Annotated in this window: 27 protein-coding genes and 1 tRNA gene; 6 read left to right on the forward strand and 22 right to left on the reverse strand. The window is 63.4% G+C overall.

What is annotated here, in order from left to right; translation table 11 throughout:
• Positions 1–50: 50 nt before the first annotated feature.
• The 4 genes from KHO18_RS05630 (at position 51) to KHO18_RS05645 (ending at position 1,852) form a co-directional block, all read left to right on the forward strand.
• The gene (locus KHO18_RS05630) at positions 51–494 is read left to right on the forward strand and encodes a hypothetical protein (protein WP_244844570.1); all 444 of its coding nucleotides are present in this window, start codon (positions 51–53) and stop codon (positions 492–494) included.
• Between the two features lie 206 nt (positions 495–700).
• Complete coding sequence (locus KHO18_RS05635; protein ID WP_244844571.1) at positions 701–1,003, forward strand: hypothetical protein; 303 nt, start codon at positions 701–703, stop codon at positions 1,001–1,003.
• A gap of 74 nt (positions 1,004–1,077) precedes the next feature.
• On the forward strand, positions 1,078–1,299 hold the full coding sequence (locus tag KHO18_RS05640) for a hypothetical protein (RefSeq protein ID WP_092299156.1): 222 nt from the start codon (positions 1,078–1,080) through the stop codon (positions 1,297–1,299).
• Positions 1,300–1,348: 49 nt separating this feature from the next.
• Positions 1,349–1,852 carry a M48 family metallopeptidase gene (locus tag KHO18_RS05645; protein ID WP_211942914.1) on the forward strand — a complete coding sequence of 168 codons (504 nt, stop codon included), beginning with the start codon at positions 1,349–1,351 and terminating at the stop codon, positions 1,850–1,852.
• A 46-nt stretch (positions 1,853–1,898) separates the two neighbouring features.
• On the opposite strand, the gene KHO18_RS05650 is transcribed toward KHO18_RS05645, so the two are convergent.
• The 11 genes from KHO18_RS05650 to petA form a co-directional block, all read right to left on the reverse strand.
• Positions 1,899–2,801 carry an endo alpha-1,4 polygalactosaminidase gene (locus KHO18_RS05650; RefSeq protein ID WP_211942896.1) on the reverse strand — a complete coding sequence of 301 codons (903 nt, stop codon included), beginning with the start codon at positions 2,799–2,801 and terminating at the stop codon, positions 1,899–1,901.
• A gap of 60 nt (positions 2,802–2,861) precedes the next feature.
• Positions 2,862–3,521, reverse strand: a complete 660-nt coding sequence (locus KHO18_RS05655; RefSeq protein WP_144200446.1) for a DUF2894 domain-containing protein — start codon at positions 3,519–3,521, stop codon at positions 2,862–2,864.
• The gene (locus tag KHO18_RS05660) at positions 3,514–4,161 is read right to left on the reverse strand and encodes an OmpA family protein (protein WP_144200444.1); all 648 of its coding nucleotides are present in this window, start codon (positions 4,159–4,161) and stop codon (positions 3,514–3,516) included. The genes KHO18_RS05655 and KHO18_RS05660 overlap by 8 nt, the downstream gene beginning before the upstream one ends.
• Positions 4,158–6,053 carry a DUF802 domain-containing protein gene (locus KHO18_RS05665; RefSeq protein ID WP_211942897.1) on the reverse strand — a complete coding sequence of 632 codons (1,896 nt, stop codon included), beginning with the start codon at positions 6,051–6,053 and terminating at the stop codon, positions 4,158–4,160. Before KHO18_RS05665 ends, KHO18_RS05660 begins: the two co-directional genes overlap by 4 nt.
• Before the next feature lie 10 nt (positions 6,054–6,063).
• Complete coding sequence (locus KHO18_RS05670; RefSeq protein ID WP_144200440.1) at positions 6,064–6,762, reverse strand: DUF3348 domain-containing protein; 699 nt, start codon at positions 6,760–6,762, stop codon at positions 6,064–6,066.
• Between the two features lie 81 nt (positions 6,763–6,843).
• Positions 6,844–6,919 (reverse strand) — tRNA-Thr (locus KHO18_RS05675).
• Between the two features lie 50 nt (positions 6,920–6,969).
• Positions 6,970–7,458, reverse strand: coding sequence for a ClpXP protease specificity-enhancing factor (locus tag KHO18_RS05680; RefSeq protein WP_144200438.1), 489 nt, complete (start codon positions 7,456–7,458; stop codon positions 6,970–6,972).
• 27 nt (positions 7,459–7,485) lie between these two features.
• The gene (locus KHO18_RS05685) at positions 7,486–8,097 is read right to left on the reverse strand and encodes a glutathione S-transferase N-terminal domain-containing protein (protein WP_008643086.1); all 612 of its coding nucleotides are present in this window, start codon (positions 8,095–8,097) and stop codon (positions 7,486–7,488) included.
• 244 nt (positions 8,098–8,341) lie between these two features.
• On the reverse strand, positions 8,342–9,085 hold the full coding sequence (locus tag KHO18_RS05690; RefSeq protein WP_144200436.1) for a cytochrome c1: 744 nt from the start codon (positions 9,083–9,085) through the stop codon (positions 8,342–8,344).
• A gap of 37 nt (positions 9,086–9,122) precedes the next feature.
• Positions 9,123–10,526 (reverse strand): cytochrome b, encoded by a 1,404-nt coding sequence (locus KHO18_RS05695; protein ID WP_144200434.1) that lies wholly within the window; start codon positions 10,524–10,526, stop codon positions 9,123–9,125.
• Between the two features lie 2 nt (positions 10,527–10,528).
• A complete protein-coding gene (gene petA, locus KHO18_RS05700) occupies positions 10,529–11,146 on the reverse strand; it encodes a ubiquinol-cytochrome c reductase iron-sulfur subunit (protein WP_144200432.1) in 618 nt (205 codons plus the stop codon).
• A gap of 218 nt (positions 11,147–11,364) precedes the next feature.
• On the opposite strand from petA, the gene mscL reads away from it, so the two are divergent.
• Positions 11,365–11,799, forward strand: coding sequence for a large conductance mechanosensitive channel protein MscL (mscL, locus tag KHO18_RS05705; protein ID WP_144200430.1), 435 nt, complete (start codon positions 11,365–11,367; stop codon positions 11,797–11,799).
• A 33-nt stretch (positions 11,800–11,832) separates the two neighbouring features.
• On the opposite strand, the gene KHO18_RS05710 is transcribed toward mscL, so the two are convergent.
• On the reverse strand, positions 11,833–12,579 hold the full coding sequence (locus tag KHO18_RS05710) for a Nif3-like dinuclear metal center hexameric protein (protein WP_144200428.1): 747 nt from the start codon (positions 12,577–12,579) through the stop codon (positions 11,833–11,835).
• 20 nt (positions 12,580–12,599) lie between these two features.
• Here KHO18_RS05710 and KHO18_RS05715 point away from each other — a divergent pair, with 20 nt between their 5' ends.
• Positions 12,600–13,793 carry a Do family serine endopeptidase gene (locus KHO18_RS05715; protein ID WP_144200426.1) on the forward strand — a complete coding sequence of 398 codons (1,194 nt, stop codon included), beginning with the start codon at positions 12,600–12,602 and terminating at the stop codon, positions 13,791–13,793.
• 350 nt (positions 13,794–14,143) lie between these two features.
• Here KHO18_RS05715 and KHO18_RS05720 read toward each other — a convergent pair whose 3' ends face one another.
• The 10 genes from KHO18_RS05720 to hisA all read right to left on the reverse strand — a co-directional run bounded on the left by KHO18_RS05720 (position 14,144) and on the right by hisA (position 20,636).
• Positions 14,144–15,283 carry a porin gene (locus KHO18_RS05720; RefSeq protein WP_244844573.1) on the reverse strand — a complete coding sequence of 380 codons (1,140 nt, stop codon included), beginning with the start codon at positions 15,281–15,283 and terminating at the stop codon, positions 14,144–14,146.
• A 254-nt stretch (positions 15,284–15,537) separates the two neighbouring features.
• The gene (tatC, locus tag KHO18_RS05725; RefSeq protein ID WP_144200422.1) at positions 15,538–16,326 is read right to left on the reverse strand and encodes a twin-arginine translocase subunit TatC; all 789 of its coding nucleotides are present in this window, start codon (positions 16,324–16,326) and stop codon (positions 15,538–15,540) included.
• A gap of 94 nt (positions 16,327–16,420) precedes the next feature.
• Positions 16,421–16,936 carry a Sec-independent protein translocase protein TatB gene (gene tatB / locus KHO18_RS05730; protein ID WP_144200420.1) on the reverse strand — a complete coding sequence of 172 codons (516 nt, stop codon included), beginning with the start codon at positions 16,934–16,936 and terminating at the stop codon, positions 16,421–16,423.
• Positions 16,937–17,013: 77 nt separating this feature from the next.
• The gene (gene tatA / locus KHO18_RS05735) at positions 17,014–17,250 is read right to left on the reverse strand and encodes a Sec-independent protein translocase subunit TatA (RefSeq protein ID WP_092299262.1); all 237 of its coding nucleotides are present in this window, start codon (positions 17,248–17,250) and stop codon (positions 17,014–17,016) included.
• Positions 17,251–17,402: 152 nt separating this feature from the next.
• A complete protein-coding gene (locus KHO18_RS05740; RefSeq protein WP_144200418.1) occupies positions 17,403–17,759 on the reverse strand; it encodes a histidine triad nucleotide-binding protein in 357 nt (118 codons plus the stop codon).
• Positions 17,760–17,795: 36 nt separating this feature from the next.
• Positions 17,796–18,188 (reverse strand): DUF4870 family protein, encoded by a 393-nt coding sequence (locus KHO18_RS05745; RefSeq protein ID WP_144200416.1) that lies wholly within the window; start codon positions 18,186–18,188, stop codon positions 17,796–17,798.
• A gap of 72 nt (positions 18,189–18,260) precedes the next feature.
• On the reverse strand, positions 18,261–18,647 hold the full coding sequence (locus KHO18_RS05750) for a phosphoribosyl-ATP diphosphatase (RefSeq protein ID WP_144200414.1): 387 nt from the start codon (positions 18,645–18,647) through the stop codon (positions 18,261–18,263).
• A gap of 2 nt (positions 18,648–18,649) precedes the next feature.
• Positions 18,650–19,051, reverse strand: coding sequence for a phosphoribosyl-AMP cyclohydrolase (gene hisI / locus KHO18_RS05755; RefSeq protein WP_092299274.1), 402 nt, complete (start codon positions 19,049–19,051; stop codon positions 18,650–18,652).
• A gap of 2 nt (positions 19,052–19,053) precedes the next feature.
• A complete protein-coding gene (gene hisF, locus KHO18_RS05760) occupies positions 19,054–19,824 on the reverse strand; it encodes an imidazole glycerol phosphate synthase subunit HisF (RefSeq protein ID WP_144200412.1) in 771 nt (256 codons plus the stop codon).
• 68 nt (positions 19,825–19,892) lie between these two features.
• Entirely contained in the window at positions 19,893–20,636 is a 744-nt protein-coding gene (hisA, locus tag KHO18_RS05765; protein ID WP_092299279.1) for a 1-(5-phosphoribosyl)-5-[(5-phosphoribosylamino)methylideneamino]imidazole-4-carboxamide isomerase, read from the reverse strand.
• Between the last annotated feature and the right edge of the window lie 180 nt (positions 20,637–20,816).

Below are 20,816 nucleotides of genomic sequence, written 5' to 3' on the forward strand. Positions count from 1 at the left end.
CCATGAGAAAGACAATCCTGGCTCTCTTGGCCTTCTGCTCGATAAATGCCATGGCCAAAGACAAGCTACCGGACGCCGTTTCGGAAACCGCAACGGGACGCACAAGAGCTTCGACGAACCCCTATTACAGGGATCCCGCTAAAGCCATTCGCTATCTGGTCGCCAGTAGCGGCAAGAACCAACAGCGCAATCGATTTTGCACTGTTGGCTACAGGATGCCGCAAGGATATTTGGTGGTCTGGACCTTGTGGGAGGAGGAGCGAACCCTCCTGCTCTGGCGAGGAAGCTCTGACGCGGACATGCGGCTGGCCGGCTTGGCAATGGCGCGCCACAGCCTAATGCTCGGCCGCGACACCGTAGCCACCGAGAACGACATCAACGGCAGCACCTATCTCGTCACAGTCGACTGGTGGATCTCTATCGCCGATGACTGCCGCAAGCATGGCGAGCAGTACGAAATCGAGCCGTTCGCGATCACGGAGCCGCGTCAATGAAGATAGCGCCTTGGGGCTTCCTGCTATGCGCACTTCTAGGGTGGAGCAGTACACAAGCGAATCATGATCTACCTGATGCTGTTGCCGGCAATGCCTCCGGGCGGTTCAGAGTCTCCGCTGATCCGGGCTACCTAGACCCAAGGGCGACAATCAAGTACCTCCTCGCGATAGAGAGAGCAAACCGAGAGCGGAATCGCTTTTGTGTCGTGGGCTATAAATTCCCCAGCGGCAACGAACTGGCCTGGGTGGTCTGGGAAGAAGAACGGCTGATGATGCTCTGGGACCCCAGCCTCTACGCCGACACCCGCTTGAAAGCCCTGACGATGGCCCGCCGAAATCTCAAACTCGGCCGCGACACCGTTGCCACCGAGAACGACATCAACGGCAGCACGTATATCGTCACGGTGGACTGGTGGATCTCCATCGCCGACGACTGTCGCAAGCATGGCGAGCAGTACGAAATCGAGCCGTTCCGGATTGCCCCGTCGAAAACCAGCGATCCACGCTGATTCGCGGGCATCGTTACAATGTCGCCTTTATCCCGCGAATCTCGCGAGTCCTCCGACAATCGGTCCGAATTGCCATGAAAGCTGCCCTTACCCTGAAGTTCAAGTGCAAGAAGTGCACCAAACCCGTCACGTTGTATCTGCAGAAGACGTCGGCCTGCTCGCACATCCTGCCGTACCAGGGTTTCTGCAAGTGCGGCGAGATGATGCGCCATGCCACCGGGGACAAGGACGCCGTCGAGTCGTTCGTGAACTCGGTGGATAACAGCTGGATGCACCACCACCATCATCACCACTAAATAGGAAGGGTCTGTGAGCGAAGGCTGCCGCCCCGGCGTGAAGGATCCGATGCGCTTCCTGGGTGGTTATCCGCCCGGGGTGCTCGACCAGGTGCGCGCGTTGATCGCGGCGGGCGGGCTGGGGGATCACCTTGCGCGGCGCTATCCGGCGCCGCACACGGTCCAGACGGATCGCGCGCTGTACGACTACACGTCGGACATCAAGCAGGAATACCTGCGCAGCGCGCCGCCGCTGCACAAGGTGGGCTACGACGCGCGCCTCGACACCGCGCAGCACGCGCTCGGCCTGCACACCGCCATCTCGCGCGTGCAGGGCGGCAAGCTCAAGGCCAAGAAGGAAATCCGCGTGGCGTCGCTGTTCAAGGAGGCGCCAGCGGACTTTCTCCGCATGATCGTCGTCCACGAACTGGCCCACCTGAAAGAGAGCGACCACAACAAGGCGTTCTATCGTCTCTGCGAGCACATGGAGCCACGCTATCACCAGCTCGAATTCGATACGCGCCTGTTCCTGGCCTGGCGCGAGCTGGAGAAGACCGGCAAGACGCCAGACTGAGGCACGCCCCGCCGGCCTCCACCGCCCCCCCCCCAATTGCAACAGCCTAGTCGCAGGTGTAGCGGAAGTTATCGTTCAGCTTCAGCGGCAACACCAGCGTGCGCAGGTTCAGCGCCTGGGCCTTCGCGCAGAGCGTGGCGCGCCGCGTGGCGTCCTTCCATTTCGTCGCATATTCCACATTGAACACGGCCTTGCCCTGCGTGGTGAACGCCGCGTAGACCCCGCATTCGTTGTACTGGAAGCACTGCTCGTTGACCGCGAAATCGAAATCGCCAGCAAGCTGGGAGACCTGGTCGATATCGTTCTTGAGTCCGATGGCCAGCCCGCGCGCGTGGGCCTCGGTGGCCAGAAAGCGGTTGTAGTCGAGCTGCGTCGCGGCCGTCAGCGGCAGACCCGGGTTGTTGGTGTAGCCGTCGACGTTATCCGGGTCGATGCCATCGCACCCCTTCGACTTCGCCAGGTCCATCCGCGCCGTCATGATCCTGCGGACGTTGGCGGAACGGGTGTCGAGCCAGCGCTCGCCGGCCCAGCCATCGAGCGGATTGCCCTGGTCAGCGGCCGTGAATTGAGAATAATCTGAACGCCAGTTCTCGCTGCTACCGGCGGAGAAGTAGCAGACCACGCGCTTGCCTTGGGACTTCAGCGTGTCGATGGTGGACTGCGGGGTGTCGAACAGGTCGAAATCGAACACGACGGCGTTGTACGACGTGTTGAGCCTGCCCTGGAGCTGGAGTTGCCACGTGTCCGTGACGGCTGGCATCCAGCGCGTGGTGGGGAGTACGCTGGCGGTGGACTTGCTCGTCGTGGCGGCAACCTCCGAGACGCGGACGACCGAACCGCCGTCGTCATCCCCCCCGCCGCCGCAGGCGGCAAGCGTTGCGACGGCCACCGCCGCGGCAAGACGCGCCAGGCGCGCGAGGCCGCCCATGCTCTGATTGTTTTGCATCATTGACCCTTCCTGTTGTTATCCCAAATGTATGCGACACATTATGCGTGCAAGCATAGGCGATCAGGCAAGGGGGTCGGCTTCGGCGGCACGGCGCTTGACGCGCGGCCGTTTTGGGGCGCTGGCGGCGCGGCGGGCTGTTGGCTCGGCCGGAGTCACAGCACCGGGGTTCATCTGTTCCAGCCACGCCAGACCATCGACATAGGACAGGAAACGCTGGAAATAGCCCGGCGACACGTCCCGCATCAGCGCAAGTGCGCCATGTACAAGATGATTCGTATTGAGCGGCCCGGCGTTCGCCGGCACGCTGTCCAGTGCCTCGCGCAACTGGCGGTCCGCGCTGACGCGCGCCCAGCTGTCGCGGAAATAGTCGATCAGGGCCGGCGCCGGCTCGGGACCGCGTTGCGCACCAGCGACAGGTGGCAGCGCACTGGCCGAGGAGCGCGCCGCGATGTATGCCACAAGCCCGCCGAGCGGGCTGGCATCTGGCTTGGCTGGCCGGTCGGCGCGCGGGGCAGCGTGCGTGAGCGCGTCGCCATACGCGGCCACGAGGTGTGCCAGCCGCGCATCGAGCAGTTCGCGCGCTTCGCCATGCTGGTTCGACGAGCGCCGCGCCAGCGCTTCCAGCAGCCGAAAGCGCACCGGGTCGATCCGGTCGGCGCCGCTCTCGCGCCAGGCGGCGAGACGAGCGCGCGGGTCCTGGCGCGGGTCCAAATCAGCCATGAGACTTTGCCGCCCCCGTGGACACTCTCGGAATCGGCGCGATCTCCACGCGGCGGTTCCTGGCGCGGCTCGCGGCGTCGGCATTCGGCACCACCGGCTGCTCGGCGCCAAACGCGGCCGAGAACACCATCGCGGCGGGAATGCCCGCCTCGATCAGCCCACGCGTCACGGTCAGTGCGCGCTGGGCAGACAACTCCCAATTGTCGGCAAAGCGGCGATTGCTGTCGCGCACCTGGGTGTCATCGGTATAGCCGCTCACCATCAGGATCTCGTCACGCGCATGCAGGTAGGCCCCCAGCGGCGCGGCAAGGCCCTTCAGCAACTCGCGCCCTTCTGGCTGCAACTGGTCCGAATTCACCGCGAACAGCACGTTCCCGCTAATGCCGATGCGCCCGTTCACGAGCGTCACGCGGCCCGCCGAAAGCGGCCCGGCGAGCGCCTTCTCGAGCGTCTCGCGCCGCTGCATCTCCTCCTGCCGCTGCTTGACCTCGGCTTCGAGCCGGGCCGACAGCTCCATCTGGAAGCCGATCACCCCAAGCAGGATCAGCACGAAGCCGCCCAGCAGCACGGACATCAGGTCGCCAAAGACGGCCCAGACCGGCGCGGTTGACTCCACGCCGGCGTCGAGGTCCTCGCTCATGCGGCCTCCGCGCCCGGTCCGTTGGCCGCGCCCGGTGCTGCCAGCCGTTGCAGGTCTTCGAGAATCTGCTTCTGCGAGAGCATGCTGAGATCGACAACCTCCCGCGCCTGCGCCACGTAGTAGGCGAGCTGCTCGTCGCTGCGCGCCATCGACTTGTCGAGCGCAGCCTCGATGCGTTGCAGGTGCGCGACCAGTTGCCCGTTGGCATCGCTGAACACCTGCACGGCGGCGCCAAACGACTCGCCAAGGCTGGCGGTCTCGACAGCGCTGCACGACACCTGCGCGGCAATCGTCGCCATGCGTTCGGTTTCGGACTCGACCGACTCGGCGAACCGGGCGCCAACGCGCTCGAGCAACTCGGCCGTGGTCGTCACGAGCCCGTCAACCGCAACGCGCTGGTCGGTGGAGGCATGGTTCACGGCATCAAGCAGGGTTTCGAGCGATGCCAGCAGGCGGCCGCGTTCGGCGAGCATTGCGTTGTCGCGTACGAGTCCTTCGGACAGTTTCTCCCGCAACTCCTCGATGATGGCGGCCGCCGCCTTGGGGGCCGCTGTCGTCGCCTCGACGAGGCGAGACACTTCCGCAATCGTCTCACTGGCCTGCGCCTGTGTCTGTGTGGCAATCGCGGCGGCCATGGCGCCGAGCGCATCCGTCCACGCGGTCAGACGCTGTTCGTCGCGGGCCTGCAACTGGACCTGAAGATCGGCGTGCGACTGGGTCACCGCCGCCGCCAGCGAAGTCGATTGCGCGGCGAAACTAGACGAAGTTTGAGCCAGTGCTTGCTGATTTTCGCGGACCAGGGCTTCACCGAAAGTATCGAGCGATTGGCGCAGGTCACGGGTCAGGGTTTCACTTGCGTGCCGATGTTCGCCCAACGCCTGTTGCCAGATATCGGCGACATTGGCGGTGGTTGTCGCAAATTCTGTCGAAATGCCCTCGAGTTGTTGCCGCACCGCCCCGGAGACGGTGTCCCGCAAGGCCGACATCTCATGCGCGAGACCGGCCATCGTCTCCCTGACGGCGGGCTCGACCACCGCGCTGACCACGCGCGCGCTATCGGCTATGCTGGTTTTCAAGCTTTCTTCGACAGAAGATGCCAGCCGCGTGTAAGTCGCTTCGGTCGAACCGTGAAACGCCTCCTGGCTCGCGGCAAGGCGCTCGGCCAGGGTCCGGCTCTGGCGCTCCATCGTGGCCATCATGTCTTGCAGACGGTCGACCAGCGTCGGCATGACCTCGGCCTGACGTTGCACAAGCCGGAACATTTCATCGCGCTGATGGCTGCGCGAGAACGGGCGCAGCGTGGTGGCGATCCGGGTGTCGAGCTGCCGCACCGCTTCAATGCGCTCGCGCCGGCACAGCGCGGCGATCAGGCCGAGCATCGCCGACGTGGCAACGCCCGCCACCGAGGTGCCGAACGCGAAACCCAGCCCCTTCACCGGCGCCGCCAGCGAGGCGCGCATGGCTTGCAAGTCCGTCGCGCCTTCCAGGGCCATGCCAGTGCCGCGCAGCGTGGCCACCATGCCGAGGAAGGTGCCGAACATGCCGAGCAGGACTAGCAATCCGACGAGATATGGCGTCAGCGTCGGTGCGGGCAGCGTCACGCGCTCGCCCTCGACGCGCAGCCGGACGGCATCGCGCAGACCGGCGGGGAGCGTGTCCAGCCAGTGGCCGAGACTTGCCGGGCTCTCGGACAATTTCGACACCGCATGCGCCAGCGAGGCCGTCGCCTGTCGATAGCGCTGAAGTTCGAACGCGCCGGTCACGTAGAAGGCACCGATCACGAGCGTTACGCCAAGGGCGAGCGCGTTCGCGCCCGCGTAGCCGGCACCGATCCAGCAAACGACGGCGAGACCCGCCATGAAGGCGACGATATGAGGAAGAATTCTGTTCATGTCTATGCGGTTAGCCAGCGCGCAGGGCGGCGAGCAGCCCTTCGACCGGTTCAAAACGGATGTCCAGTTCGGCCAGCAGAACGGCCTGCATGTCCTTGCGGAACTGCGCGAGCCAGGCGCCGGGCGCATGCCCGGAGGCCTGGCGCAGGTGCTCGAAATGGGTTTCCAACAGCCCCGGCACGCTCGACAGCAGGCTCTGCTCGCGTGCGCCTACCACGCGCTCCATGACCGTATCGACCATCGCCAGCTTCGCCATCACGGGCTGGCGGGCGGTCAATGCTTTGCGCAGCCGAGCTCGCAAAATGCCGATGTCCGTCGCCATGGTTTGTTGCGTAGTCAGATATCTGTGACGATAGACCGCGAAATCGACCGTCGCGTCAGGCGACTCCGCCGGCACGGCTGGCCGCCCCGGCCCACGGCGCCGCGCGCCGGATGCACCGTCATCGACAATCGCATTGGCCAGCGCGGCGCGCACGCGCACGGCATCGCGCGCCTCGGTATTCCCCGGGCGCGGCGGCAGCGACGATCCCGGCGCCGGATGGCTGGTGAGCGCGGCGGACAGGGCGATGGCGTCCGTCCACCCGAGCCATTGGCTTAGCTGGTGGGAGAGGGAACTGGCAGGTTCCGCGGCATCGACGTGGATCAGGCGAGACAGGAGCCGAACGAGCGTCGGGCCGCTATGGGCAGTGCGCCGTGGCAGATGGGACATACCGCCGGTTTCCGATCGAAAAACCAAGCAGTTTACAACGGACAAGGGGTTACAGCGCTTGCTGTAACCCCTTGTTTTATCTGGTGCCGGCTGCAGGACTCGAACCCGCCACCTGATGATTACAAATCAACTGCTCTACCTGATGAGCTAAGCCGGCATTTTGATGCAGACCGCGATTCTACTGCATGCGATCCACTTTGACGATGGCTACTTCACCACCTTCAGCGACGGCTTCTTGCCGCCGATTCGCGGCACCGGGGGCGGGGTCGGATCGTCGTCCGTGCCGCCCTCTTCGGCCGTGACCGGCGTGTCCGCATCCACCGGCGCCAGCTTTGGCGGGGGATTGTTTTCGCGCTCGGTGGCGGCCTGCGTCTCGGGGATGCTGCGCTCCACCGGGAACGCCATGCCCTGGCCATTTTCGCGCGCGTAGATCGCCAGCACGTTTTCCACGGGCACGTCGATCTTGCGGGACACACCACCAAAGCGTGCGCTGAAGCCGATCCACTCGTTACCCATGTCCAGCCCGCTTGTCGCGTCGAAACTCACGTTCAGCACGATCTCGTTGTTCTTCACGAATTCGCGCGGCACGTTCGTATTCCCGTCGACAAACACGGCGACATACGGCGTAAAACCGTTGTCTGTACACCACTCGTAAATGGCGCGGATCAGGTAGGGCTTGGTGGATGTTTCAGACATTACGCTTCCGGTGGCGTCGATACCGTCTTAACGACGCATGACCTTTTCAGACGGGGTCAGCGCCTCGATGTACGCCGGGCGGCTGAAGATCCGCTCCGCATACTTGAGCAGCGGCGCGGCGTTCTTCGACAGTTCGATACCATAGTGATCCAGGCGCCACAGCAGCGGCGCGATGGCGACGTCGAGCATCGAAAACTCTTCACCGAGCATGTACTTGTTCTTCACGAAGATCGGTGCGAGCTGCGTCAGGCGGTCGCGAATCGCGGCGCGGGCGCGCTCGTGATTCTTCTCGGCAGCCTTGCCCTTCTCGTTCTCGAGCACGTACACGTGGGTGAACAGTTCCTTTTCGAAATTGAACAGGAACAGGCGGGCGCGTGCACGCTGCACCGGGTCGGCCGGCATCAACTGCGGGTGCGGGAAGCGCTCGTCGATATATTCGTTGATGATGTTCGATTCGTACAGGATCAGGTCACGTTCGACGAGGATCGGCACCTGGCCGTACGGGTTCATCACCGAAATATCTTCCGGCTTATTGAACAGGTCAACGTCGCGGATTTCGAAATCCATGCCCTTTTCGAACAGGACAAGGCGGCAACGTTGGGAAAACGGGCAAGTCGTACCCGAATACAACACCATCATGGTTGAATTCCTTGGGTGTAAAGTCGCCGGATGCAGTGCATGACGGCGAACTTGGCAGCGCTAGATCGGACAGGGCAAACATTCTGTCAGAACGCCCCATCGAAAAGCAAATAAGTTACAAATAGCGAAAGCGACGCCCAAGCCACCTGCACTGCCGATCCGCAACGGAAAAGGGCCGGCGCGGTGCTGCAACAGTGCAACTTCCGCGCCGACCCTGCCGGCCACTGCAGACGGCTGTTACAACTTACTTCACGTCCTTCCAGAATGCCGCGTTCAGGCGCCAGGCGAAGACCGTGAACACGCCGAGGAACAGCAGCACCCATACGCCCAGGCGCTTGCGGTGGCTCTGCGCCGGTTCGGCCATCCAGTTCAGGTAGTTCACGATGTCGGCTGCGGCCTGGTCATATTCCTGCGTGCTCAGCTTGCCCGGGGTGACCTGCTCGAAGCCGGTGAACTTGTGCACTTTCTGGCCGTGTTCTTCCACTTCGGCGAACTTGGCCGTGCGCTGGCCCTGCAGTTCCCACAGCACGTGCGGCATGCCGACAGCCGGGAAGACGAGGTTGTTCCAGCCCGTGGCGCGCGTGTCGTCACGGTAGAAGGTACGCAGGTAGGTGTAGAGCCAGTCGTTGCCGCGGGCGCGGGCGATGACCGACAGGTCCGGCGGCATGGCGCCGAAGAACGTCTTGGCGTCCTTCGGCGGCATCGCGATCGTCATCGTCTCGCCCACCTTCTCGGCCGTGAAGAGCAGGTTCTGACGGATCTGGTCGTCCGTCAGTGCCAGGTCCTTGAGCCGGTTGTAGCGCATCATCGACGCACCGTGGCAGTTCAGGCAGTAGTTGACGAACAGCTTGGCACCGCGCTGCAGCGACGATACGTCGCTGGTGTCGAGCGGCGCCGGCTCCAGGGGGTAGCCCCCCTCGGAAGCCATCGCGGGCATGGCCGCGAAGCACGCGCCGACCAGTGCGAAGATCGAAAGCAACTTTTTCATCTTGTGTCCTTGTCCTCTTTTGGGGGTCGCGCGGCGCTTAGTGCGGATGGAACGTGACACGCTCCGGCACCGGCTTGAACTCGCCGGCACGGCTCCACAGCGGCATGGTCAGGAAGAAGGCGAAGTACAGCAGCGTACCGAGCTGCGACACCTTCTCACCCACCGGCGACGGCGGTTGTACACCCAGGTAGCCGAGGACCAGGAACACCACCACGAAGACCATCAGAATGGTCTTATGGAAGGCGGGACGATAGCGGATGGACTTGACCGGCGAGCAGTCGAGCCAGGGCATGAAGAACAGCACGACCACCGAGCCACCCATCACCAGCACGCCCCAGAACTTGGCGTCGATGAAGTAGAAGCCCGCCGCCAGGATCACGAGGATCGCCACCGAGCCGATCTTCACGCGCACATCCTTGCTGCGCAGGACCACCATGCCCAGCACCACCGCAAAGAACAGCCACAGCACCGGCAGGAAGTTCGACGTCGTGGCGCGCAGCATCGAATAGAACGGGGTGAAGTACCAGACCGGCGCGATGTGCGGCGGCGTCTTCAGCGGATCGGCCGGGAAGAAGTTGTTGGCTTCGAGGAAATAGCCGCCCACTTCCGGAAAGAAGAAGATCACCGCCGAGAAGAAGAACAGGAAGCCGCCCACGCCCAGCAGGTCATGCACCGAGTAGTAGGGGTGGAACGGGATGCCATCCAGCGGGATGCCGTTCTCGTCCTTCTTGGCCTTGATCTCCACGCCGTCCGGGTTGTTGGAGCCCACTTCGTGCAGCGCGATGATGTGCGCCACGACCAGGCCCAGCAGCACCAGCGGCACCGCAATCACGTGGAACGAGAAGAAGCGGTTCAGCGTGGCATCGCTCACCACATAGTCGCCGCGGATGAACAGCGACAGGTCCTGGCCGATCACCGGGATCGCCGAGAAGAGGTTCACGATCACCTGCGCACCCCAGTACGACATCTGGCCCCATGGCAGCAGGTAGCCCATGAACGCCTCGGCCATCAGGCACAGGAAGATCAGGCAGCCGAAGATCCAGACCAGTTCACGCGGCTTGCGGTACGAACCGTACAGCAGCCCGCGGAACATGTGCAGGTAGACCACGACGAAGAACGCCGAGGCGCCGGTGGAGTGCATGTAGCGCACCAGCCAGCCCCACGGTACCTCGCGCATGATGTATTCCACGCTGGCGAACGCCACTGGAATGCCGGCTGCGTTGAGCGTGCCGTCCGGCTTGTAGTTCATCACCAGGAAGATGCCGGTGACGATCTGGATCACGAGGACCAGCAGCGCCAGCGAGCCGAAGAAATACCAGAAGTTGAAGTTCTTCGGCGCGTAGTACTTGGAGAGATGATCTTCCCAGAGCTGGGTGGCGGGGAAACGGGCGTCGATCCAGCCCAGCAGCCCGGTGGTCTTGACTTCTTTTTCGGCCGCCATGATCAGGCTTCTCCTTTCTCGTCCTTGCCGATCACGATCTTGGTGTCGGACAGGAACTGGTACGGGGGGACGTCAAGGTTCTGCGGGGCCGGCTTGTTCTTGAACACGCGGCCCGCCAGGTCGAACGTCGAGCCGTGGCAGGGGCAGAGGAAACCGGGGTCGGCGCCGAGCTGGGGGTTGGCGCCGGACGCGAACGGACCGGACGGCGAGCAGCCAAGGTGGGAACAGATGCCGACGACGACCAGCAGGTCCTTGTGTTCGGCACGGGAGCGGGTCTCGTTTTTGGCGTAGTCCGGCGTCTCCATCGTGAATGGCACAGCGGACTTCGGATCAGCCACCTCGCTATCGGTTTTCTGGAGCGAGGCCAGCATTTCAGGGGTGCGACGAAGAATCCAGACCGGCTTGCCACGCCATTCCACGGTCATCATCTCGCCGGGCTTGAGGCCACCGACATCGGCCTCGACAGGTGCCCCGGCGGCTTTGGCCTTCTCCGACGGTGCAAAGGTACTGACAAAGGGCACTGCTACAGCTACGCCTCCTACGCCGCCCGCGACAGATGTCGCGATCAACCAATTGCGGCGACCTTTGTCCACGTTCTTCACGTTTTGCTGGTCACTCATTCCAAACCCCAGGGGATGTCATCAATTAGATCTTGCGTCAACCAAAAATTATACCTGAGGCACATCCCGCGACGATAGGCGAACTACCGATAGCCGACTGGTCGATAATCGGTCATGGCAGCGCGAATCCCGCGCGCGGGCTTGCGCTCAGGGGTGCGATGATGCAGTCTTTGTCAAACGCAAACGTTAATCTGAAACAACAAAGCGGAGAATAACCAATGAGCATGATCAGCGAATTCCGTACTTTTGCGATGCGCGGCAACGTGATTGATCTTGCCGTCGGCGTGATCATCGGCGCAGCTTTCGGCAAGATCGTGGATTCCGTCGTCAATGACCTGATCATGCCAGTGATCGGCCGCATCATCGGCAAACTGGACTTCTCGAACATGTTCGTCATGCTTGCGGACCCGCCTCCCGGCGTGCCGCATACGCTCGATGCGCTGAAGAAAGCCGGCGTGCCGGTCTTCGCGTACGGCAACTTCCTCACCATCGTGGTGAACTTCGTCATCCTCGCGTTCATCATCTTCATGATGGTCCGCGCCTTCAACCGGATGGCCGCGAAGCACGAGGAGCCGGCCGCGCCGGCGGCCACGCCCGAAGATATCGTGCTGCTGCGCGAGATCCGCGACAGCCTGAAGACGCCGCGCGCCTGACCGCGCGCCGCGCCCCGGAGCCCAGAGCCCGGCTCAGACCGGGTTCGGAATATCGATGAAAGTATGGCGCAGCCCGAAACGCTGCGCCAGGTGCTCCCCCACCGCGCGGATGCCGTAGCGCTCCGTGGCGTGATGGCCAGCGGCCAGGTAGGCCACGCCGCTCTCACGCGCGAGGTGCGTGGTCTGCTCCGAGACCTCCCCACTCAGGTACACATCGACGCCAGCCGCCACGGCGGCGTCGAAATAGCCTTGCGCGCCGCCCGTGCACCAGCCCACCTTGCGAATCATCTGATCGGGGTCGCCAATCGCCAGCGGCTCGCGCTGGAGCACCGCACCGACATGCGCGGCCAGCGCGTGCAGGGGCATCGGCTGCGGCAGCGTACCGGTCCAGCCCAGTTGATCATCGCTGAAACGGCCGTTCGGCATGAAGCCAAGCTGCAGGCCGAGCTGCGCGTTATTTCCCAGTTCGGGATGGTTATCCAGCGGCAAGTGGAAAGCCATCAGGTTGACGTCGGCGCCAAGCAGCCGTTTCAGGCGCGCATGTTTCTGGCCGATGACCCGGGCGTCCTCGTTTTTCCAGAAATAGCCGTGATGGACCAGGATGGCATCGGCGCCGGCCTCGATCGCCGCGTCGACGAGGGCCAGGCTGGCCGTCACGCCGGTCACCACGTGGGTGATCTCCGATCTACCTTGCACTTGGAGGCCGTTCGGGCAATAGTCCTTGAAACGAGAAACTTCCAGTAGATCGTTCAAGTACAATTCAAGCTCTTTTGTTTTCATTTTCTGCTCAAAACTCCAATATGTTGCGCCGATTCTGGCTTTTTTTCGCCCAGGCTGTCACCGTGGTGCTGGCCGTGTGGTTCGTCGTGGCCACGCTGAAACCCGAGTGGCTGCAGCGCGGGCGGGTGGCCGTGCAATCGGGCTCACCGATTGTGGCACTGAAGGAAGTGGTGCCGAGTGTGACGGGTTCCGCGGCCGAGGGCTCTTATAGTGACGCCGCGCGCCAGGCCATGCCTGCGGTGGTGAATATCTTCACGAGCAAGAACGGCTCGCGGCGGTCGCCCAATCCGCAAACCGAGGATCCCTGGTTCCGGTTCTTCTTTGGCGACCGGCTGCCGGAGCGCCAGGAACCGGTGTCCAGCCTGGGCTCGGGCGTGATCGTCAGCGCCGAGGGTTATATTCTAACCAACCACCACGTGGTGGACGGGGCCGACGAGATCGAGATCGCCCTGACCGATGGCCGCAAGGCCAACGCCAAGGTCGTAGGCTCCGATCCGGAAACCGACCTGGCCGTACTCAAGGTCACGCTCAATGACTTGCCGGCGATCACGCTGGGCCGGATCGAGAACGTGAAGGTCGGCGACGTGGTGCTGGCCATCGGCAACCCGTTCGGGGTTGGCCAGACCGTGACGATGGGTATCGTCTCGGCGCTGGGCCGCAGCCACCTGGGCATCAACACCTTCGAGAACTTCATCCAGACCGATGCGGCGATCAACCCCGGCAACTCGGGCGGTGCGCTGGTTGACGCACAGGGCAACCTGCTCGGGATCAACACGGCGATCTACTCGCGCTCGGGCGGCTCGCTGGGGATTGGCTTCGCGATTCCCGTCTCTACCGCCAAGCAGGTAATGGAATCGATCATTTCGTCCGGCACGGTCACTCGCGGCTGGATTGGTGTGGAGCCGCAGGACCTGACGCCCGAGATAGCCGAGTCGTTTGGGCTCAATGCCAAGGACGGCGCACTGATCGCGGCAGTGGTCCAGGGCGGACCGGCGGACAAGGCCGGGGTGAAGCCGGGTGATGTGCTGGTATCGGTGGATAACCAGGTGATCTCCGATACCACCGCGCTGCTCAATGCTATTGCGCAGCTCAAGCCGGGCGCCGACGTCAAAATGAAGGTGATTCGGCGCGGCAAACCTGCTGACGTCACGGTGACCATCGGCAAGCGCCCTCCCCCGCCACGGCGCGCGATGCCGCTGGATGAGGAAGAGTAGGACTGGCCGGAAGGCTGATGGAATGCTGAAGGAACGCTGAAGCACCTGGTAGCCCTGGATGCAAAAACCCCCGCCGGGTAGCTGGCGGGGGTTTTTTGTTGGAGCGAGGAGCGAGGATCCTGAGCTGAGGGCAGCGCCGGCTGAGCGCTGCAAGCCACGGGCAGGCTGTGCAACCCGCGCCGCGAGTCCTAAGGTAGGGGGGGCCTTACAGGCTTTGCCGATCAAGCCAGGGCACCTGGTGCGCCATCAGCCAGCTCCCATCCCACGTCACAAAACAAAACGCCGGCATCCTTTCGGATGCCGGCGTTCTGATCAAGCCGAATCTGATGCGGGCTTACACCCGCGTCAAATTAGAACTTGTGACGCACACCAACCACAGCGCCGAACTGGTTGGCCGAGCCGTTGGTCGCGCCGAAGCCCGAACCAGCAGCGCCCGTGCCCGACAGGCCCAGGGTCGAACCATCCTTGTTCAGGGCGTAGGCCACGTTCAGGTAAGCGTCAGTGCGCTTCGAGAAAGCGTAGTCAGCCGAAGCCACGAAGCTCCACGGATCCGAACCGGTGTTGTTGAAGTCCTGGTAGTACGCAGCACCCGTCAGCGACAGAGCCGGGGTCAGCTGGTAACCCATGCCCAGCCAGTACAGGTTCGAACGGTCAGCAGCAACCGTGCCGTCAGCCAGCGTGCCGCCCGGCAGACGTGCGCCGTCTTGAGCCTTCGCCCAACGGTAGCCAGCGAACACCTTGGCCGGGCCGAAGGCGTACGTACCAGCAGCCGAAGCGCGGCGGATCTTGGCGTCGCCCGGCAGAGCAGCGATACCCGGATTCGTCTCGTCATAGATCACGCCCAGGGAGAACGGACCTGCTGCGTAGATCAGGCTGGCCGAGTACGAACGACCCAGCTTGTAGTTGCCCGGCACTTCACCAGCCGTGCCTTGGTAGGCCGTAGCCGACGTAGCGGTAGCACCGGTATTGGTGCCTTGGCTATACAGCAGGCTACCGGTCAGGCCACCGAACTTGCCGATGTACTTGATCGAGTTGTCAGCACGCGACTGGAACTCGGTACCTTGCGAGGTGATCGAGTAGTTCGAAGCGATGGCCATCGGATCGAAGGCCAGGCCGAAGTCATAGAACGGCGTCTGGTGACGGCCCAGGGTCAGCGTGCCGTAGTTGCTTTGCACACCAACGAAAGCCTGACGACCGAACAGACGGTTGCCTTGACCCGACGTGCCGGTGTCAACGCTGAAACCGCTTTCCAGGACGAAGACGCCCTTCAGGCCGCCGCCCAGATCTTCCACGCCACGCAGGCCCCAACGGCTGCCGGACATGTTGCCCGAGTTCAGGCGCACAACGTCGTGGCTACCGGACACGTTCGGCTGGTGGTTCTGGTATTCAATACCAGCGTCAACCACACCGTACAGGGTCACGCTCGACTGGGCATACGCACCGCCGGCGGCCATGGCGGCAACGGCAGCTGCAAACAGTTTCATCTTCATATCGACACTTTCCTTGTCAACTGATTGGGAAATCTTGGTTGCCCAAGTGCTTGGGCGACGCATTAACCTTCACGTCTGCGTCGTATTATGTGACACCCCCCCTGCCCGCCAGAAGACTTTTTCGCCGTAAACACGGTTTACCAACGTGGTTTGTTGTCATCAAGCAACAACAAACGCAGCATTTTTCCCCAAATTGGTGCAAAACCGCCCATTCGGACGTGGCAGAAACATCTCCGTTACAAGTAACGGGGAACTCAGTCGGCGGGATTTTCGCCCGGAGCGGGCGTTCCAAGCGGCTGCTTGGTCACAAATCGGGCGAGCAACAGGCCCAGTTCGTAGAGCGCGATCAGCGGCACCGCGAGCAGCAACTGCGACATCACATCGGGCGGCGTCACCACGGCGGCGACGATGAAGGCCCCGACGATCACATACGGGCGGATCTGCTTCAGTTTCTCGAGCTCCACCACGCCAAATCGCACCAGGACGATGACCACCACCGGCACCTCGAAGGTAATCCCGAACGCCAGGAACGTCGTCATGGCGAAACTCAGGTATTTATCGATGTCCGTGGACATATCCGCGCCCAATGGCGCGTTGTAATGCGCCATGAAATGGAACACGGTGGGAAACACGAGGAAATAGGCGAATGCCACGCCACACAGGAACAGCAGGTAACTGCTGCTCACCAGCGGCATGATCAGCTTCTTCTCATGCTGGTACAGGCCCGGCGCCACGAACTGCCAAACTTGGTAGAGCACCCACGGGAGCGCGATCAGGAACGCCACCAGCATTGTCACCTTCATCGGCACGAAGAACGAGCCGGTGACATCCGTCACGATCATCCTGCCGCCCTTGGGCAGCGATTCCATCAGCGGCGCGGAGAACAGGTTGAAAATCTGCGGCGCCCAGTAGATCAGGCTGAGGAAGACGATGATGACCCCCGCCACCGCCTTGACCAGCCGCTCGCGCAGCTCGATCAGGTGGGAGATGAAGGTTTCCTGCTGGGATTCGTCGTTGGGGTCTTGGGAGGGGGAGTCGCTCATGGCGTAGCCGCTTCAGCCGCGCTGGCTGGCATCGTAGTTATCGTGGCGGCCGCCGCCAGCCTGCACGGCAGCGGGACGGCGCAGCACGGCATGGTTACTCGAAGAACGAGCGGGAACGTCCGGTGGGCGGGCGGTGCCGCTTCACACGTGCGGCACCAGACTGCACCCACACGCGCGTACCCTGCTGACGCTTGAACCAGATCGGCCGCGCGCCCTGCTTGACGCGCCAGCTCTTGCGTCCGTTGTGCGACTTGTGCGCGGCGTCCCAGCTTGGCACGTAGCCGCCACCCACGCCGGGGCTGCCGGCGTCGGAAGCCGCCGTGTCGGTGCCGCCCAGGGCCTCGTTGAGCGCCTGGGTCTGCTCGTTCACTTCCTTGTGGATCGTGCGCTCGACGTCGCGCGCGGCGTCCTCGAACTCCGTGCGCATCTTGCGCAGTTCGTCCAGTTCCACCTCGCGGCTGACTTCCGCCTTCACATCATTGATATAGCGCTGCGCGCGCCCGACGAGCGCGCCCACGGTGCGTGCCACCTTGGGCAGCCGTTCGGGACCGATCACGATGAGCGCCACGGCGCCAATCAGTGCCAGCTTGGAAATGCCGAGATCGATCATGCGGACATGGAGCCAGGGACACGAGGGGGGCGGACCGCATCGAACGCGGCCGCCATGAGGAATTCAGGCAATTCGGCTTACTGCTGGCGCGACTTGTCCTTGGCTTCCACGTCGATCGTGGTGGTATCGCGCAGTTCCTTGGCCGGGGCGCCCGGCTCCTCGGCCGCGTTGCCATTGCCGTCCTTCATGCCATCCTTGAAGCCCTTGACCGCGCCACCCAGGTCGGTGCCGATGTTGCGCAGCTTCTTGGTGCCGAACACGAGCATGACGATGACCAGCACGATCAGCCAGTGCCAAATGCTAAACGAACCCATTTCTTGCTCCTGATGAAGCCGCGGGCGATGGAGATTGGCCGCCCGGCCCCGTAGTTCCGTCCCTCAAAGGCCGCGTCGGGCGACGGTTGCCGACGCAGCACATGGCCGGGACGCGAGTCCCGGTCCGCTGATACCCTGGCTGCCCCGATTGCTCAGGGCGCCGGTGCCTTCCACTGTTCGCGCGGGCCGCCGAGCACGTGGACATGGAGGTGGTACACCTCCTGCCCGCCGTCCGGGCCGGTGTTGATCACCGTCCGGAAGCCGTTATCGCAGCCAGCCTGGCGCGCCAGTTCAGGCACCTTGAGCATTATTCTAGCAAGCACATCCCCCTCGCCGGGTCCGCAATCCGCCAGCGAATCGACGTGAGTCTTCGGAATCAGCAGGAAGTGTACCGGCGCCTTGGGATGGATGTCGTGAAATGCCAGCAGTTCGTCGTCCTCGAACAGCTTGTTCGACGGGATCTGGCCGGCCACGATCTTGCAGAAAATGCAATTGTCCTGAGATTTCATGACGTTTTTGTTGCGGGATGTCGGATCGTCGCGTTCTCAGAACTGCTGGTCCGGGTACATGGGCTTGCGGTCGTTCAGGTACAGCCAACCCTTGACGATACGATACAGCATCCAAAGTGACAACACGCACCACATCACCCATGCCACCGGCGCCAACAGGATGGTGAAGAACAGGACCCAGCTCAGCGCGAACCAGAGCACCGACCACCAGAACGTGCGGATCTGCCAGGCGAAATGCGAGGCATACAGCGTGCCGCGCGTGTCGTCGCGCTTCACATAGTTCACCACGATCGCGATCAGCGCCGTGATGCCGCCCGTCAGCCAGAAAATGGCGTAGAGCGCATACAGGATATGCGTGAGCTTGCGCAAGCCGCTCAACCTGTCGTCTTCAGCCGTGGTAGTGACTTGCGTGGTGGTGTCAGTCGACATCGTACCCTCCAGCGTCCGTTGCGTGCATGGCGCGCGGCGCGGGACGATTCCCGCGCCCACATGCGCATTATGCTACGCCTTGCGGCTCGCCTTCTCGGCCAGGCCGGAAAGTCCCTCGCGCCGCGCCAGTTCGCCGACCACGTCGGCCGGACTCAGCCCGAAGCGCGCCAGCAGCACCATGGTGTGGAACCACAGATCGGCCACCTCGTAGACCACCTTGCCGGTGGCCTCGGCGCTCAGGCCAGCGGCGCGGGCGTCCTTGGCGGCCATCACGGTCTCGGTGGCTTCCTCGCCAATCTTCTTCAGGATGGCGTCGTCGCCCTTGTGGAACAGCCTGGCCACGTAGGACTTGTCCGGATCGCCGCCGTTCTCGGGCTTGCGGGACTCGAGCGTAGCGGCCACGCGCGCCAGCACATCGGCCAGGTCCGCCGGGACGGCGGGGTTCGGGGTATCGCTCATGGTTATTTGGCGTAGATGGTGGAGGGGTCCTTGAGCACCGGCTCCACGGTCTGCCAGTCGCCCGACTCCACATCGCCCTCGAATTTCTGGAAGAAGCACGAATGACGGCCGGTGTGGCAGGCGATGCTGTCCACCTGGGTCACCTTGAGCAGCACCACGTCCTCATCGCAATCCAGACGCATCTCATGGACCTTCTGCACGTGGCCCGATTCCTCGCCCTTGTGCCAGAGCCGCTTGCGCGAGCGCGACCAGAACACGGCCTCGCCCAGTTCCACGGTGCGCTGGAGCGCCTCGCGGTTCATGAACGCGAACATCAGCACATCGTTCGAGCCGACTTCCTGGACGATCACCGGCACCAGGCCGTTGTCGTCCCACTTCACCTTGTTCAGCCACTTCTTCGCCATGATCACATCCGGACGGGAATGCCCTCGCGGGCCATGAATGCCTTGGCCTCGCCCACCGTGTGCTGGCCATAGTGGAAGATGCTGGCCGCCAGCACGGCGTCGGCGTGGCCCAGGCGGATGCCGTCGGCCAGGTCCTGCAGGCCGCCCACGCCGCCCGAGGCGATCACGGGCACCGGCACCGCGTCGCTGACGGCACGGGTCAGTTCCAGGTCAAAGCCGCTCTTGGTGCCGTCGCGGTCCATGCTGGTCAGCAGGATCTCGCCGGCGCCGCGCGCGGCCATTTCCTTCGCCCATGCCACGGCGTCCAGGCCGGTAGCCTTGCGGCCGCCGTGCGTGAAGACTTCCCAACGTGGCGGCTCGCCCGGCGCGGAACTGCGCTTGGCGTCGATGGCCACCACGATGCACTGCGAGCCGTACTTGCCCGCGGCATCGGATACCAGTTGCGGATTGGCGATGGCCGAGGAGTTCACGCTGATCTTGTCCGCCCCGGCGTTGAGCAGCCGGCGCACGTCTTCCACGGCGCGCACCCCGCCGCCCACGGTCAGCGGAATGAACACCTGCGAGGCCACCGCCTCGATGATGTGGAGGATCAGGTCGCGACCGTCGCTGGTCGCCGTGATGTCGAGAAAAGTGATTTCATCGGCACCTTGCTCGTCATAGCGGCGCGCGATCTCGACCGGGTCCCCTGCGTCGCGGAGTTCGACGAAGTTGACCCCCTTGACCACCCGCCCGTTGGTCACGTCCAGGCAGGGGATGATACGTTTGGCTAACATGGGTTTCCTTGCCGCCCGCCCCTTGCCGGGTGGCGGCGTCTTGCCCGGCGCACCCGCGCCGGGGCGGCTTACTCTTCGCCCAGCTTGTCCGCGCGCGCCTGCGCCTCGGTAAAGTTGAGGTCGCCGGAGTAGATGGCACGGCCGCAGATCACGCCTTCCACGCCTTCGCGCTCCACCGCGCACAGTTGCTCGATGTCGGTCAGGTTGGACAGCCCGCCGCTGGCGATCACCGGGATCGACATCGACTGCGCCAGCTTCACGGTGGCGTCGATATTGATGCCCTGGAGCATGCCGTCGCGGCCGATATCGGTGTAGATGATGGCCTCGACGCCGTAATCCTCGTACTTGCGTGCCAGATCCGCCACTTCGTGGCCGGTCAGCTTGCTCCAGCCATCAGTGGCCACCTTGCCGTCCTTGGCATCGAGGCCGACGATGATGTGGCCGCCGAAGGCCGAGCAGGCGTCCTTCAGGAAGCCGGGGTTCTTGACCGCCGCGGTACCGATGATGACGTACGACAGCCCGTCATCCAGCCAGCGCTCGATGGTGTTGAGGTCGCGGATGCCGCCGCCCAGTTGGACGGGGATCTCGTCGCCCACCTCGGCGATGATGGCCTTGATGGCGGCCTCGTTGCGGGGCTTGCCGACAAAGGCGCCGTTGAGGTCGACCAGATGCAGGCGACGCGCGCCCTGGTTGACCCAGTGACGTGCCATGGCGGCGGGATCTTCGGAAAAGACGGTGGCCTGGTCCATGTCGCCTTGTTTGAGGCGTACACACTGACCGTCCTTCAGGTCGATGGCCGGAATGAGCAACATAAGCGTGACGAGCGTGGTGGTTGTGTAAAAAGGAAAAAGGCAGCGATGCCGGCACGGGCGCCGGTGGGCTCAGGTCATGTCAGTTTGGCAGTTGGATGCGCAGTCTGGTCGGTGGCTCTGAACGATCGCTGGTCAGTATCGGGGCGCTTCGGTTCTCGGGATGCTTCTCACGCGCTTCAC

It is taken from the genome of Cupriavidus campinensis, from assembly GCF_905397395.1.
Classification (GTDB): domain Bacteria; phylum Pseudomonadota; class Gammaproteobacteria; order Burkholderiales; family Burkholderiaceae; genus Cupriavidus; species Cupriavidus campinensis.

Excerpts from the sequence above, each read along its gene's own strand:
- KHO18_RS05630 (WP_244844570.1), top strand. The coding sequence starts at position 51 with ATGGCCAAAGACAAGCTACCGGACGCCGTTTCGGAAACCGCAACGGGA.
- KHO18_RS05640 (WP_092299156.1), top strand. The coding sequence starts at position 1,078 with ATGAAAGCTGCCCTTACCCTGAAGTTCAAGTGCAAGAAGTGCACCAAA.
- KHO18_RS05645 (WP_211942914.1), top strand. The coding sequence starts at position 1,349 with ATGCGCTTCCTGGGTGGTTATCCGCCCGGGGTGCTCGACCAGGTGCGC.
- KHO18_RS05650 (WP_211942896.1), bottom strand. The coding sequence starts at position 2,801 with ATGATGCAAAACAATCAGAGCATGGGCGGCCTCGCGCGCCTGGCGCGT.
- KHO18_RS05655 (WP_144200446.1), bottom strand. The coding sequence starts at position 3,521 with ATGGCTGATTTGGACCCGCGCCAGGACCCGCGCGCTCGTCTCGCCGCC.
- KHO18_RS05660 (WP_144200444.1), bottom strand. The coding sequence starts at position 4,161 with ATGAGCGAGGACCTCGACGCCGGCGTGGAGTCAACCGCGCCGGTCTGG.
- KHO18_RS05665 (WP_211942897.1), bottom strand. The coding sequence starts at position 6,053 with ATGAACAGAATTCTTCCTCATATCGTCGCCTTCATGGCGGGTCTCGCC.
- KHO18_RS05670 (WP_144200440.1), bottom strand. The coding sequence starts at position 6,762 with ATGTCCCATCTGCCACGGCGCACTGCCCATAGCGGCCCGACGCTCGTT.
- KHO18_RS05680 (WP_144200438.1), bottom strand. The coding sequence starts at position 7,458 with ATGTCTGAAACATCCACCAAGCCCTACCTGATCCGCGCCATTTACGAG.
- KHO18_RS05685 (WP_008643086.1), bottom strand. The coding sequence starts at position 8,097 with ATGATGGTGTTGTATTCGGGTACGACTTGCCCGTTTTCCCAACGTTGC.
- KHO18_RS05690 (WP_144200436.1), bottom strand. The coding sequence starts at position 9,085 with ATGAAAAAGTTGCTTTCGATCTTCGCACTGGTCGGCGCGTGCTTCGCG.
- KHO18_RS05695 (WP_144200434.1), bottom strand. The coding sequence starts at position 10,526 with ATGGCGGCCGAAAAAGAAGTCAAGACCACCGGGCTGCTGGGCTGGATC.
- petA (WP_144200432.1), bottom strand. The coding sequence starts at position 11,146 with ATGAGTGACCAGCAAAACGTGAAGAACGTGGACAAAGGTCGCCGCAAT.
- mscL (WP_144200430.1), top strand. The coding sequence starts at position 11,365 with ATGAGCATGATCAGCGAATTCCGTACTTTTGCGATGCGCGGCAACGTG.
- KHO18_RS05710 (WP_144200428.1), bottom strand. The coding sequence starts at position 12,579 with ATGAAAACAAAAGAGCTTGAATTGTACTTGAACGATCTACTGGAAGTT.
- KHO18_RS05715 (WP_144200426.1), top strand. The coding sequence starts at position 12,600 with ATGTTGCGCCGATTCTGGCTTTTTTTCGCCCAGGCTGTCACCGTGGTG.
- KHO18_RS05720 (WP_244844573.1), bottom strand. The coding sequence starts at position 15,283 with ATGAAGATGAAACTGTTTGCAGCTGCCGTTGCCGCCATGGCCGCCGGC.
- tatC (WP_144200422.1), bottom strand. The coding sequence starts at position 16,326 with ATGAGCGACTCCCCCTCCCAAGACCCCAACGACGAATCCCAGCAGGAA.
- tatB (WP_144200420.1), bottom strand. The coding sequence starts at position 16,936 with ATGATCGATCTCGGCATTTCCAAGCTGGCACTGATTGGCGCCGTGGCG.
- tatA (WP_092299262.1), bottom strand. The coding sequence starts at position 17,250 with ATGGGTTCGTTTAGCATTTGGCACTGGCTGATCGTGCTGGTCATCGTC.
- KHO18_RS05740 (WP_144200418.1), bottom strand. The coding sequence starts at position 17,759 with ATGAAATCTCAGGACAATTGCATTTTCTGCAAGATCGTGGCCGGCCAG.
- KHO18_RS05745 (WP_144200416.1), bottom strand. The coding sequence starts at position 18,188 with ATGTCGACTGACACCACCACGCAAGTCACTACCACGGCTGAAGACGAC.
- KHO18_RS05750 (WP_144200414.1), bottom strand. The coding sequence starts at position 18,647 with ATGAGCGATACCCCGAACCCCGCCGTCCCGGCGGACCTGGCCGATGTG.
- hisI (WP_092299274.1), bottom strand. The coding sequence starts at position 19,051 with ATGGCGAAGAAGTGGCTGAACAAGGTGAAGTGGGACGACAACGGCCTG.
- hisF (WP_144200412.1), bottom strand. The coding sequence starts at position 19,824 with ATGTTAGCCAAACGTATCATCCCCTGCCTGGACGTGACCAACGGGCGG.
- hisA (WP_092299279.1), bottom strand. The coding sequence starts at position 20,636 with ATGTTGCTCATTCCGGCCATCGACCTGAAGGACGGTCAGTGTGTACGC.